Annotated in this window: 12 protein-coding genes and 1 other annotated feature; of the genes, 8 read left to right on the forward strand and 4 right to left on the reverse strand. The window is 52.0% G+C overall.

Annotated features, from left to right (window positions below; genetic code table 11):
• Positions 1 to 217 precede the first annotated feature (217 nt).
• From clpB to rluD, 3 genes are all read right to left on the reverse strand, one after another.
• Positions 218 to 2,791: an ATP-dependent chaperone ClpB gene (clpB, locus tag ACMGEE_RS07880; RefSeq protein WP_253459031.1), complete on the reverse strand. Its 2,574-nt coding sequence runs from the start codon at positions 2,789 to 2,791 to the stop codon at positions 218 to 220.
• Positions 2,792 to 2,916: 125 nt separating this feature from the next.
• A complete protein-coding gene (yfiH, locus tag ACMGEE_RS07885; protein ID WP_253459027.1) occupies positions 2,917 to 3,645 on the reverse strand; it encodes a purine nucleoside phosphorylase YfiH in 729 nt (242 codons plus the stop codon).
• On the reverse strand, positions 3,645 to 4,622 hold the full coding sequence (rluD, locus tag ACMGEE_RS07890; protein ID WP_253459024.1) for a 23S rRNA pseudouridine(1911/1915/1917) synthase RluD: 978 nt from the start codon (positions 4,620 to 4,622) through the stop codon (positions 3,645 to 3,647). The genes yfiH and rluD overlap by 1 nt, the downstream gene beginning before the upstream one ends.
• A 130-nt stretch (positions 4,623 to 4,752) precedes the next feature.
• On the opposite strand from rluD, the gene bamD reads away from it, so the two are divergent.
• The 4 genes from bamD (at position 4,753) to ACMGEE_RS07910 (ending at position 7,485) form a co-directional block, all read left to right on the forward strand.
• Positions 4,753 to 5,484, forward strand: coding sequence for an outer membrane protein assembly factor BamD (bamD, locus tag ACMGEE_RS07895; protein WP_125287479.1), 732 nt, complete (start codon positions 4,753 to 4,755; stop codon positions 5,482 to 5,484).
• 260 nt (positions 5,485 to 5,744) lie between these two features.
• A complete protein-coding gene (raiA, locus tag ACMGEE_RS07900) occupies positions 5,745 to 6,083 on the forward strand; it encodes a ribosome-associated translation inhibitor RaiA (RefSeq protein ID WP_253459021.1) in 339 nt (112 codons plus the stop codon).
• Positions 6,084 to 6,352: 269 nt separating this feature from the next.
• Positions 6,353 to 7,057 carry a hypothetical protein gene (locus ACMGEE_RS07905; protein ID WP_370734716.1) on the forward strand — a complete coding sequence of 235 codons (705 nt, stop codon included), beginning with the start codon at positions 6,353 to 6,355 and terminating at the stop codon, positions 7,055 to 7,057.
• Positions 7,054 to 7,485, forward strand: coding sequence for a hypothetical protein (locus ACMGEE_RS07910; RefSeq protein ID WP_253459016.1), 432 nt, complete (start codon positions 7,054 to 7,056; stop codon positions 7,483 to 7,485). The genes ACMGEE_RS07905 and ACMGEE_RS07910 overlap by 4 nt, the downstream gene beginning before the upstream one ends.
• Before the next feature lie 203 nt (positions 7,486 to 7,688).
• Here the strand turns inward: ACMGEE_RS07910 and ACMGEE_RS07915 are convergent, their stop codons facing one another.
• Positions 7,689 to 8,756, reverse strand: coding sequence for a glycosyltransferase family 9 protein (locus ACMGEE_RS07915; RefSeq protein WP_436830003.1), 1,068 nt, complete (start codon positions 8,754 to 8,756; stop codon positions 7,689 to 7,691).
• A gap of 576 nt (positions 8,757 to 9,332) precedes the next feature.
• Positions 9,333 to 9,457, forward strand: a sequence feature (Phe leader region).
• Between ACMGEE_RS07915 and pheL the strand changes: the two genes are divergently transcribed.
• The 4 genes from pheL (at position 9,334) to ACMGEE_RS07935 (ending at position 12,512) form a co-directional block, all read left to right on the forward strand.
• Complete coding sequence (pheL, locus tag ACMGEE_RS07920; protein ID WP_199746341.1) at positions 9,334 to 9,381, forward strand: pheA operon leader peptide PheL; 48 nt, start codon at positions 9,334 to 9,336, stop codon at positions 9,379 to 9,381. It overlaps the preceding feature by 48 nt.
• A gap of 23 nt (positions 9,458 to 9,480) precedes the next feature.
• Positions 9,481 to 10,641, forward strand: coding sequence for a bifunctional chorismate mutase/prephenate dehydratase (gene pheA / locus ACMGEE_RS07925; RefSeq protein ID WP_253459013.1), 1,161 nt, complete (start codon positions 9,481 to 9,483; stop codon positions 10,639 to 10,641).
• A gap of 120 nt (positions 10,642 to 10,761) precedes the next feature.
• Positions 10,762 to 11,808 (forward strand): ABC transporter substrate-binding protein, encoded by a 1,047-nt coding sequence (locus ACMGEE_RS07930; RefSeq protein ID WP_369895887.1) that lies wholly within the window; start codon positions 10,762 to 10,764, stop codon positions 11,806 to 11,808.
• The gene (locus ACMGEE_RS07935) at positions 11,808 to 12,512 is read left to right on the forward strand and encodes a substrate-binding domain-containing protein (protein ID WP_436829870.1); all 705 of its coding nucleotides are present in this window, start codon (positions 11,808 to 11,810) and stop codon (positions 12,510 to 12,512) included. Before ACMGEE_RS07930 ends, ACMGEE_RS07935 begins: the two co-directional genes overlap by 1 nt.
• Positions 12,513 to 12,537 lie beyond the last annotated feature (25 nt).

The following is a 12,537-nucleotide window of genomic DNA, read 5'->3' on the forward strand; positions in this document are numbered from 1 at the left end:
GATTCAGCTTCCTGAACCTCCTGAGCCGCTGGCCTGTAAGCCGTTGTGCCGTCTCAGTGGTTGCGCATTATAGGGAGTTCTTGACGGCTGACAACCCCTAATTACAAAAAAACATTCGATCGACTAAAAAACGCGCTCTGACGGCTAAAAAGCACTGTTATTGGTGGCTTAATAAGCAAAAATGGGCCCGAAGGCCCATTTTTATTTGCTATGACTGTTACTGCGTAGCCACTATAGCGCCATCCTGCACGTCCATTTCTATCGTTTTCCCCGGAACCAGCTGGCCAGAAAGTATCTGTTGTGCCAGCGGGTTCTCGATCTGCTGCTGAATTGCGCGTTTTAACGGCCTTGCCCCATATACCGGGTCGTAACCGTTTTCGCCCAGCAGCTGCAGAGCGGCATCAGAAATATGTAGTTCATAGCCGCGATCGGTCAAACGATCGTACAGACGCTGCAGCTGAATTTTAGCAATAGAGGCAATGTGTTTTTCGCCCAGCGGATGGAAGACCACCAGCTCATCAATACGGTTGATAAACTCCGGACGGAAATGCTGCCCTACCACATTCATAACGACATCTTTCATTTCCGCATAGCTTAACGCGCCAAAACGTTCCTGAATCAGATCGGAACCCAGGTTCGAGGTCATAATGACCACGGTATTGCGGAAATCAACCGTTCTGCCCTGTCCATCCGTCAGGCGGCCGTCATCCAGCACCTGCAGCAGAATATTGAATACGTCCGGATGCGCTTTCTCTATCTCGTCCAGCAAAATGACGGAGTAAGGGCGACGGCGCACGGCCTCGGTCAGATAGCCGCCCTCTTCGTAGCCAACATAGCCAGGAGGTGCGCCCACCAGACGCGATACCGAATGTTTTTCCATAAACTCCGACATATCCAGCCGCACCATTGCGTCATCGCTGTCGAACATAAAGTTAGCCAGCGCTTTACACAGCTCGGTTTTACCCACGCCCGTCGGGCCAAGGAACAGGAATGAGCCAATCGGGCGATTCGGATCGGCCAGACCTGCACGACTGCGGCGGATTGCATTAGAAACCGCTTCGACAGCTTCATCCTGTCCGATGACGCGCTGATGCAGCTCCTGTTCCATACGCAGCAGCTTGTCGCGCTCGCCTTCCATCATGCGATCCACAGGGATACCGGTCCAGCGAGCCAGCACGTCCGCAATCTCGACGTCCGTCACGCGGTTACGCAGCAGCCGCATCGTTTTCCCTTCCGCCTGCGTGGCGGCAGCCAGCTGTTTTTCCAGCTCCGGGATTTTGCCGTATTGCAATTCCGACATCTGTGCCAGGTCACCAGTGCGACGCGCCTGCTCCAGCGACAGCTTCGCCTGTTCCAGATCCGCTTTAATAGTTTGCGTGCCGGACAGCGAGGCCTTCTCTGCTTTCCATTCCTCTTCCAGCTCTGAATAGTCGCGCTCTTTCTGACTCAGCTCTTCTTCAAGCATCTCCAGCCGTTTGATACTGGCATCGTCAGACTCTTTTTTCAGCGCCTGCTGTTCCAGCTTCAGCTGAATGATACGACGCTCCAGACGATCCAGCGCTTCCGGCTTGGAGTCAATCTGCATACGAATGCTGGAAGCCGCCTCGTCAATCAGGTCGATAGCCTTATCCGGCAGCTGCCTGTCGGCGATATAACGGTGCGACAGCGTAGCCGCAGCCACGATAGCCGGGTCGGTAATCTGCACATGGTGATGCAGCTCGTAGCGCTCTTTCAGCCCGCGCAGAATAGCGATGGTGTCTTCCACGCTTGGCTCCGCCACGAAGACTTTCTGGAAACGACGCTCCAGCGCCGCATCCTTCTCTATATACTGGCGATACTCATCCAGCGTGGTGGCGCCGACGCAGTGCAGCTCACCGCGAGCCAGCGCCGGTTTCAGCATGTTGCCGGCATCCATCGCGCCGTCCGCTTTTCCCGCGCCAACCATGGTGTGCAGCTCGTCAATAAACAGGATGACGTTGCCTTCCTGTTTGGACAGGTCATTGAGCACGCCTTTCAGGCGCTCTTCAAATTCGCCGCGATACTTAGCGCCCGCCACCAGCGCGCCCATATCCAGCGCCAGCACCCGGCGACCTTTCAGCCCTTCCGGCACTTCGCCATTGATAATGCGCTGCGCCAGCCCTTCCACAATTGCGGTTTTACCGACGCCAGGCTCGCCAATCAGCACCGGGTTGTTTTTGGTACGGCGTTGCAGAACCTGGATGGTGCGACGGATTTCCTCATCACGGCCGATAACCGGATCCAGTTTTCCTTTCTCCGCTCGCTCGGTCAGGTCGATAGTGTATTTATTAAGGGCCTGGCGCTGATCTTCAGCTCCCTGATCGTTCACGGTTTCGCCTCCACGCAGCTGGTCAATGGCGCGCTGGAGTTTTTCGCTGGTCGCCCCGGCAGATTTCAACAAATCAGCCAGCGAGCCTCGCGAGTCGAGCGCGGCCAGAACAAAAAGTTCCGATGAGATAAAGTTGTCGGCGCGCTTTTGCGCCAGTTTGTCGCACAGATTCAGCACGCGCACCAGGTCGGCGGAAGGCTGTACGTCGCCATCCGCGCCTTCAACCTGAGGCAAGCGGCTGATAGCCTGCTCAACGCCGTTGCGCAGTGCGGCAACATCCACGCCGGCTGAAGTCAGTAAAGGAGAGACAGAGCCGCCTTCCTGTTTGAGCAGAGCGCTCATCAGATGCAGCGGTTCAATAAATTGGTTGTCGCGCCCAAGCGCTAAAGACTGGGCATCGGCGAGAGCAAGCTGGAATTTATTAGTAAGACGATCCAGACGCATAATTCCCCCATTCAGGTCAAATTGCTACTGGAGATTAAATGAGGTCTTCCCTCAAATTTTCAAGTTAAATGACCGGAATATTTTGGTGAAAAAAAGCACAACCCGGACCGTCTTATGCGGACAGGTTAACTCAGCCAGACCAAACTTGCCATTCGACCTGTTACGCCATCGCGTCTGTAGGAAAAAAATTGGTCAGGCTGCGAGAAAGTGCACAGCCCGCCACCAGTGAAGTGGCGCACGCCTTTGCGCTGTAGCCGCAGACGCGCAAGCTGCCAGATATCGGCGTAATATTTATCGCCCGAGGGCGTAAAAGCAGCGGCATCTTCCGCATCCTGCGCTATAAATGCCTGCCGCACTTCCGCGCCGACCTCAAAAGCCTGCGGGCCAATTGCCGGCCCGAACCAGACCATGATCTCTTCCGACGGGGCCGTAAAGGCCGCCAGCGTCGCCTCCAGCACGCCTGCGCACAATCCCCGCCAGCCGGCATGAGCCGCAGCAACCTCTTTCCCATCCTGCGAGCAGAACAAAACCGGCAGGCAATCCGCCGTCATTACCGCGCAAACCACGCCGGGCTGACGGGTATAAACGGCATCAGCCTGTAGGGAAGCGGGTGCTTCACCGGTAAGCGCAAGGACATTGACGCCGTGAACCTGCTCCAGCCAGACTGGCATAGCGGGCATTGACGCCAGCGTAACCAGACGCTCGCGATTGTGCTGCACCGCTGCGGCCCGATCGCCGACATGCGTCCCGAGGTTCAGCGAATCCCAGGGAGCATGGCTGACGCCATCACGGCGCGTGGTGCTACAGGCCCGCACGTTGGCGGGCGCATTCCATTCAGGCGTAAGCAGGCTCATTACCAGTCCAGCTGATCTTTAAATTCTTCGGTATCCGCTTTTAACGCCTCAATCAATTCGACCATGTCCTGCGGCAGCGGCGCATGCCATTCCATCTCAATACCGGTGACGGGATGATAAAGACGTAGCATGGTGGCGTGCAGCGCCTGACGATCGAATTTACGCAGCGTACCGATAAAATTCTCCGAGGCACCTTTTGGCGGACGCGGACGACCGCCATACAGCGGATCGCCCACCAGCGGATGGCTGATATGAGACATATGCACGCGGATCTGGTGAGTACGGCCCGTTTCGAGACGCAGACGCAGGCGCGTATGGGCACGGAAATGCTCCATAATGCGATAGTGCGTGGTAGCCGGTTTGCCCATTGGATGAACCGCCATATGCGTCCGCTTGGTCGAGTGACGGCTAATCGGCTCATTAACCGTGCCGCCCGCCGTCATCCTGCCAATTGCCACCGCTTCATACTCACGGGTGAATTCACGCAGCTGTAAAGATTCTACCAGGTGCGTCTGCGCAGGTACCGTTTTAGCCACCACCATCAGGCCAGTGGTATCTTTGTCCAGACGGTGCACAATGCCCGCACGCGGCACATCTGCAATAGCCGGATAATGATAAAGCAGCGCGTTCAGCACCGTACCGTCGGGATTACCGGCGCCCGGATGCACCACCAGATCGCGTGGTTTGTTGATAACCAGAATATCGTCATCTTCATAAACGATGTTCAGCGGGATGTTTTGCGCTTCCCAGCGCGCTTCTTCTTCTATCTCCGCTTCGATAGCGATTTGTTCGCCACCGAGCAGTTTTTCTCTCGGTTTGTCGATGATTACGCCGTTGACGCTGATGCGTCGGTCGAGAATCCACTCTTTTATACGAGATCTTGAATAATCAGGGAACAATTCGGCCAAAGCCTGATCTAAGCGTTGTCCGAGTTGCGATTCGGAGACCGTTGCGTTGAGTTTTACTTGTTGTGCCATAAACAGCTTCTTCGTTAACGTTGGGTTTTCACGGCGATGCCGTTTAATATAATGTGCTATTGTACCTGGTCACTATCGGGAGCTACATGGACAGCTTCCTGAATAACACTCTGAGGATAATCAAATCGTCATGACGCGTATGAAATATCTGGTGGCTGCAGCCACGTTGAGCCTGGCATTAGCGGGTTGTTCCGGCTCGAAGGATACGGTGCCCGATAGCCCGCCTTCCGAGATCTATGCCACAGCCCAGCAAAAACTGCAGGACGGTAACTTTAAAGGAGCAATAACGCAACTGGAAGCGCTTGATAACCGCTATCCGTTCGGGCCTTACTCCCAGCAAGTTCAGCTGGACCTGATCTACGCTTACTATAAAAATGCCGATTTACCGCTGGCGCAGGCCGCGATCGACCGCTTTATGCGTCTGAATCCAACCCACCCGAATATCGATTACGTGATTTATATGCGTGGTCTGACGGATATGGCGCTTGATGACAGCGCGCTGCAGGGCTTTTTCGGTATCGATCGTTCCGATCGCGATCCTTCTCACGCGCGTGATGCCTTCCACGACTTCTCTCAGCTGCTGCGCGGTTACCCGAACAGTCAGTACGCGACGGACGCAAGAAAGCGCCTTATCTATCTGAAAGATCGTCTGGCGAAGTATGAGCTTTCCGTGGCGCAATTCTACACCAAGCGTGAAGCTTATGTCGCTGTTGTTAATCGCGTTGAGCAAATGATGAAAGATTATCCGGATACGCAGGCGACGCGCCAGGCGCTGCCGCTGATGGAAAATGCTTATCGTAAGATGCAGCTGACCGCAGAAGCGGACAAAGTAGCGAAACTTATCGCGGCCAATCAGGCTTAACATAAAAATGGCAGCGTTCGCGCTGCCCTTTTTTTCACCGGCGTCTGGCATATTACGCTGTTCCACCGGTAAGTTAACTTACCTATCATGCCTGTGAAAAAACCTCCCTACAAGCGCCTTCGCTACGATTACCAGCCTGCCTCACAAAATCTTCACTTTTGACAAAAAGTGACAAAATAAAGTGATACAAATCACGCATTACGCCCTTTTCCAGGATATGCTTACTCTACATTCGACGGAAATGATTAGAGGTAAGCACTATGGTTCTGAACATTACCAGCAAGCAAATGGACATCACCCCGGCTATCCGCCAACATGTCGAAGAGCGTCTCGCCAAACTGGAAAAATGGCAAACCCATCTGATTAATCCGCATATCGTGCTTTCCAAAGAGCCGAAAGAATACGTTGCCGATGCCACTATCAACACGCCGAACGGCCCGCTGATTGCCAGCGCCAAACATGATGATATGTATGCGGCCATCAACGAACTGATCAATAAGCTGGAGCGTCAGCTGAACAAGGTTCAGCACAAGGGCGAAGCGAAGCGCGCCCAGGCCAGCGTTAAAGATATAAGCGTTATCGATCAGGAACTGGATTAAAGTTAATAACGCGCCTGCGGGCGCGTTTTTTATTGTTCTAATAAAATGAAATAAAAGGATTTATTTTAATAGATGTCCACATATCGACCACATCGACCAAACCAGCCCCTTTTGACGGGGCTTTTTTTGATCTACACAGGTCTCCGGGTGGAATAATATTAATTTTTATACAGCCGGGATGGATACCAAATCCTTCCGTTTCAGTATGGGTTTTATGATAAATTGGCCATGTAGCCGATCGTATTTATCATAAGAAAAGGAGATTCAGGATGAGTCAAAGGTCAGAAATAATTGATGGCAAAAAAGCTGCCGTTTTCAATAGAGGCCTGGTTTATACGGAAGTGCTGGGCTGGGTAGATCTTGGACATGCTCAGGGTACAGATATAATTGAATTGCTAAGGAAAATACGACAGGGGGAAGCTTCCGGAAAAGAATTTTATGATGTGACTTATTCTCAGGGTATGACGTCTTCATATGGACTGGCTCGATCAGGAAAAGTAATGACGTGGCGCTTAAGACATGGTCGCCCTTACTCTGAACAAAAAAGTATCGCGCTGGCGATGATGATGGCTATAGCGAGACAGTTCGAAATATTTCAGAGTTCATTCCCTAATAACCTGGTCACTGATAGCGGATTTAGCGGTGAAGATCTGGTGTCCGATCTGCTGGGATTTTACCGCGTCGTATCCGATCAAAACATCTTCCCCATATTACGGCCGGTCAGTAAAGCAGAAGCTCTTAAGCGCTGGGATTATTATGGTAAAATCGGCAACTGGCAAAACGATACGTTCCAGCCTCTGCTGTTCCCCGACCCGGAAAAATTCCCTCATGCAAGGCCGCGCATGGGAGTACTGCCAAAGTTTATGCAAAACGTTACCCCATATAGCAACTTCTCATCAGGAAATGTGATCCGTTCCCGTAATGATAAAACATTTGTTGTTCTGGGAGCAGAGAATGGCAGGATGGGATTGTGAAGAAATTTATAGCGGTACTTGCTGTTGTGCTACTACTCTGCGGAATAGCGTTCGTTTTTATCTGGCCAGTTCTGAGAATGGAATTTGCCAGTAGTGCGCATTATACCGAGCAGGATAAACGCGAATATAAGTATTACACACCTGAATTATTGAAGAAAATGCCAAGAATTTCTAAAGATTATGAATTTCACTATACAAATATCAGTGGGCCCCAGGCTTTTGTATTTGGCATACATTTTAACGGTACAACCGAGACAAGTAGGATCCGTAAATACCTTATTTCTGAAGGATATATACCGCAAAAAGAATGCCAGGTTCAAGCTGAATGCTGGCGTTCTCCACGGAACAACGATGTCGTATCGTTATATAAACTGGTGGAATTTAATGAAGCTGGAGTTGAGATCTACCGCAGGCCTAACAAAAAATAGTAAGTGTAAGTATCCAGAGAAAAGCCAGCTCGCAGACTGGTTTTCTCTTTTCCCTGGTGCTGGTCACTCATGCCTTTCCCGCACCGTTGTAATAAATTTGTAGTAGCAGTCATCACACAGCGCATCGTCATTGGCCAACAGCCGTGCAAAAAAACGCCGCCTGAGCCCACACTCCTGGCAATATTTTAAGGCGATAAATTTTCTCATAGCACCAGGTCCTTTTCAGCTGACTGTTTTGCCACCAGCCCTGCCTTCTTGTTTTCCGATTTTTCTTTCTCATAACCAGGCCTGTTAACTTCGCTTAGCAATTGGGTGACGGCAGCAGAAACAGACTTACTGGCTATATTGCTGACGTTTCCGCCTTCATGCAGCACGATATTCCTGACCCCAAGCGGATGCCAGCGTCTGTATTTTTCAGGACGATCCTCAAACAAGGCCACCAGAGGGATCTGCAATGCCGATGCAAAATGTACGGGTGCGCTGTCCGCAGAAACAACAATATCCAGCTGCGTCATGGCCGCGATCAAATCGGCGACGGTTTGCGTAGAGACCCAGCGCGCTTTTTCATCTCTCCGCCATTTGGAAATACATTTATCCTGAGGTGAATGAAAAATAATAAACTCACATTTTCCGCTAAGCGCATCGGTTAATGCCTGCCATTTTTGCTCTGGCCATCGACGTTCCGCGCTATTGTTCGAAATGAATAAACCCACTCTGGCTCTGTTTTTTTCTCCCAGCTTTTGCTGCCAGTATAAAACCCGAGCCTGGCAGGGGAAAATTTGGGGATTCATCTGGTTAATATCCGGCGTGTTGAGTTCCGGCATAAGACAGAAACCGGCAAGTGCTTCATGAATTAAAGGTCGGGCCAGCATATGCGCAGGTATACGATCGTCAAACTCCGTATCAGCGTTGTGCCAGCGGCAGTCCGCAACGTTTAGCTGTCGGGCAAAGTTTATTGCATTTTTGTTCATCCCTCCGCTGGGGATGATAAGTAAATCAAACTTTATTTTCCGAAGCGAGAAAATTAACTTAACTCTATCCTTAAGGTAATTTAAAAATCCCGGCCGCACATTTTTTTCATAGTTTTTAGAATAGACATAATGGTGCACCCTGGCTACGGCAGGGTTATTATCCAGAACGGGTGAGTTATATTTACTGGCAAGAACATGTATTTCCGCCTGCGGCCACCTTTGCTTTAACGCCCGCAAAAAAGGTGTAGTACAAACCATATCCCCCAAAAAATCGATGCGAATAACCAGGATCCGCTTTATATCATCCTTGTCCATAGACATGTCCTTACTGTAGGCACTTCTTCCATGAAAATAACATGTTAATCTTTGCTTCCCTTCATAGCAAATACCATAAGAAAGCGAGGGCATAATATCAGATACTCTTTACCATAAAAACAGGATAATAATCCAATTAACGTAGCTTCAATGTTAATATATAAAAATTCAATTAACAGAATTCATTATATTAACAGAGAATTTTCACAATAAATGATTATTATAAATGCTACTCAGATTTTATATAAAATGTATCATTACAAAATATTAACTATATTCAGTAAGGCTTCGGGTTGAGAGAGTAGAAAATGCCATGTGCTTATCTCAAACGTCAGCAGAAGGGCTGGGTGGACAGCCAACCTGCTCCCTGCCCGGCTACAGCTCATGCCTGGCGAAACGCTCTGCAATCCCCCTGAAGAGCCTTGCTCTTTCGCCCTATGCCAGCACTACCAGCCCTTTCGCCTGACGACACTTTGCCGCTCCGCCATCCGAAACGCGTTTTTTATTGACAGCATTAAATCGCTGCGGTTACTTTAACCTTCTGACAATCGTGGATACTCTGATGAAACAGCTGCCGTTCTTCTTCGCCTTCTTTTTTACCTTCCGTTGACCGGGAGGCAATTCGTCGTATAAGAAAGCATGCGAAGACGAATAACAAGGCCTCCCAACCGGGAGGCTTTTTTTTTTATGAACATCTGACAGGTAGCCTATGACCACCGAAAATCCCCTGCTGGGCCTGCGCGAAAAAATCAGCGCGCTGGATGAACAACTGCTGAGCCTGCTGGCTAACCGTCGGGCGCTGGCGATTGAGGTTGCGAAGGCGAAAATGGCCACGCACCGCCCCGTACGCGATATCGATCGCGAGCGCGACCTGCTGGAACATCTGGTCACGCTGGGTAAAGCTCATCAGCTGGATGCGCACTACATCACCCGACTTTTTCAGCTGGTTATTGAAGATTCCGTGCTGACGCAGCAGGCGCTGCTGCAAAAGCATCTGAACCAGACCAGTGCGCAGTCGGCGCGTATCGCCTTCCTTGGCCCAAAAGGCTCTTATTCGCATCTTGCCTCACGTAACTATGCCGCTCGCCACTTCGATAGGTTTATCGAGTGCGGCTGTCTGAACTTCCGCGACATCTTTAATCAGGTGGAAACAGGCCAGGCCGACTACGCGGTATTGCCGATCGAAAACACCAGTTCCGGCTCGATCAATGAGGTGTACGATTTGCTGCAGCAGACCAGCCTTTCGCTGGTTGGCGAGATGACGCTCCCAATCGATCACTGCGTGCTGGTTACCGGCAGCACGGACTTACAGCAGATAGAAACCGTTTACAGCCATCCTCAGCCTTTCCAGCAGTGCAGCGAGTTTATCCATCGCTATCCGCACTGGAAGATTGAATATACTGAAAGCACCGCGGCCGCGATGGAGCAGGTTGCAGCGCTGAATTCACCGAAGGTCGCAGCGCTGGGCAGCCAGGCGGGCGGCGAGCTGTATAACCTGCAGGTGCTTGAACGCAATCTGGCTAACCAGCAGCAGAATATCACCCGCTTTGTTATCCTTGCGCGCAAACCCATTGAGGTCACGCTTCAGGTTCCGGCCAAAACCACGTTAATTATGGCGACCGGACAGCAGGCTGGTGCGCTGGTAGAAGCACTGTTGGTGCTGCGTCAGCATAATCTGGTGATGAGCAAACTGGAATCACGCCCGATTAACGGCAATCCATGGGAAGAGATGTTTTATATCGATTTTCAGGGCAACCTGCGCTCGGAAGAAGTACAGCAGGCGTTACGCGAACTGGCACCGATTACGCGTTCGCTGAAAGTGCTGGGCTGTTACCCAAGCGAAAACGTGCTGCCGGTCGACCCTTCCTGAGTACCGCCTCAGCCGCTTTCAGAAGCGGCTGAAACTTTTGGCCTATACCTCGCCTGGATCATTTACCTGCACCGCCCTGACGCTATATCATCGACTATATAACGTTTCTCAGGGAAATTTATGCGCAACTTTTTACGCTCCGCAGTGTTGCTTTCGCTTGGCCTGTTGGCCTTTTCCGCTTTTGCCGATCGTCAGGTTACCGATCAGCTGGGCCGCCAGGTCACGCTTCCCGATCGCGTCGATCGCGTCGTGGTCTTGCAGCATCAAACCCTCAATATCCTGGTGCAGCTGGATGCCACCAATACCCTTGTTGGCATCCTTGGCAACTGGAAGCAGCAGCTCGGCGACGGCTATTCGCGGCTGGCGCCGGAACTGACGCGTCTGCCGACGCTGGGTGATTTAACTCATGTGGATGTAGAAAAGCTGGTTGCGCTACATCCGCAGGTGGTTTTTGTCACTAACTATGCGCCGCAGGAGATGATTGACCAGATCCAGAAACTCGGCATCGCCGTTATCGCCATCTCGCTGCGTGCCGATAATCAACAGCAAAACCGTCTGAATCCCGATCTGGCTGACGAAGAGCAGGCTTATAGTGAAGGATTAAAAGAAGGCGTTCGCCTGATTGGCGAGGTGGTAAACCACCAGCAGCAGGCCGAAACGCTGATTAAAGCCACTTTCAATCAGCGGCAGCAAACGGGCAACCGGTTACAGGCGATCCCTGCTTCGCAGCGCATTCGGGTCTATATGGCTAATCCCGACCTTACGACCTACGGCTCCGGCAAATATACCGGCCTGATGATGGCGCATGCCGGTGCGCTGAACGTCGCCGCCGCAGCGGTGAAAGGGTATAAGCAGGTTTCTATGGAGCAGATCCTCGCCTGGGATCCGCAGGTGATCTTCGTGCAGGATCGCTATCCGCAGGTGATCGACGAGATCAACCAGCAGCCCGCCTGGCAGGCTGTGGATGCCGTTAAGCATCATCGCGTTTATTTGATGCCTGAATATGCCAAGGCCTGGGGCTATCCGATGCCAGAAGCGCTGGCGCTGGGCGAATTATGGATGGCGAAAAAGCTTTACCCGGAAAAATTCCAGGATGTCGATATGCAGAAAAAAGCGGATACCTGGTATCAGCGCTTCTATCGTACCCACTATACGGGTAGCAACTGATGAGCTTTACCGTTCTGGCTGCCGGAAGCCTGCGCGCCGTGTGGCCGGCGCTGGCCTCAGCGTATGGTCAACCAATCAGGGTAGCGTTTGGCCCGGCCGGGCTACTGTGCGAGCGAATTAAGCAGGGCAAGCGCTGCGATCTCTTTTTATCGGCCAATCTGACGCATCCGCAATCTTTGATCGCGGCAGGTATCGCACTCGACAGCGCCGTCTTTGTCCACAATCAGCTCTGCCTGAGCGTGCCTGCTGCCTTGGCCGCGTCGAACAAAAGCTGGCTGGAGCTGCTAAGCCATCCGCACTTACGCGTCGCCACCTCTACGCCGTTAAGCGATCCATCCGGCGACTACGCCTGGCAGCTTTTCGATCGTATTGAACGTCGCTATGCGGGAGTGGGAACCGCGCTGAAACAGCGGGCGCTACAGCTGGTTGGCGGCCCATTCAGCCCGGCTGTTCCGGCTGGGGTACCGGCAGCGAATTGGGTGCTGAACGGCGATCGGGCGGATATTTTTATCGGCTATCAGAGCTATGCCGCGCGGCCCGGGATTACAACTATTACTATCCCGCCGCCTTTCCATATCCGCGCGGACTATGCTTTTGCCCTGTGTCATGCAAAAGCACAGCCGCTGGCAGATTTCTTACTGAGCGCTGAGGCGCAGGGAATTTTAGAGAAAGGCGGCTTTCTCCCGCTGGAGAAGAGAGCCTGAGGCGAGAATACAGGCCGCGATCGGG

The sequence above is a fragment of the Erwinia artemisiae genome, assembly GCF_051400835.1.
GTDB lineage: Bacteria > Pseudomonadota > Gammaproteobacteria > Enterobacterales > Enterobacteriaceae > Erwinia > Erwinia aeris.

Coding starts and splice junctions, on each gene's coding strand:
- raiA (WP_253459021.1), top strand. CDS start 5,745: ATGGTTCTGAACATTACCAGCAAGCAAATGGACATCACCCCGGCTATC.
- clpB (WP_253459031.1), bottom strand. CDS start 2,791: ATGCGTCTGGATCGTCTTACTAATAAATTCCAGCTTGCTCTCGCCGAT.
- pheA (WP_253459013.1), top strand. CDS start 9,481: ATGACCACCGAAAATCCCCTGCTGGGCCTGCGCGAAAAAATCAGCGCG.
- rluD (WP_253459024.1), bottom strand. CDS start 4,622: ATGGCACAACAAGTAAAACTCAACGCAACGGTCTCCGAATCGCAACTC.
- bamD (WP_125287479.1), top strand. CDS start 4,753: ATGACGCGTATGAAATATCTGGTGGCTGCAGCCACGTTGAGCCTGGCA.
- ACMGEE_RS07905 (WP_370734716.1), top strand. CDS start 6,353: ATGAGTCAAAGGTCAGAAATAATTGATGGCAAAAAAGCTGCCGTTTTC.
- ACMGEE_RS07935 (WP_436829870.1), top strand. CDS start 11,808: ATGAGCTTTACCGTTCTGGCTGCCGGAAGCCTGCGCGCCGTGTGGCCG.
- ACMGEE_RS07930 (WP_369895887.1), top strand. CDS start 10,762: ATGCGCAACTTTTTACGCTCCGCAGTGTTGCTTTCGCTTGGCCTGTTG.
- yfiH (WP_253459027.1), bottom strand. CDS start 3,645: ATGAGCCTGCTTACGCCTGAATGGAATGCGCCCGCCAACGTGCGGGCC.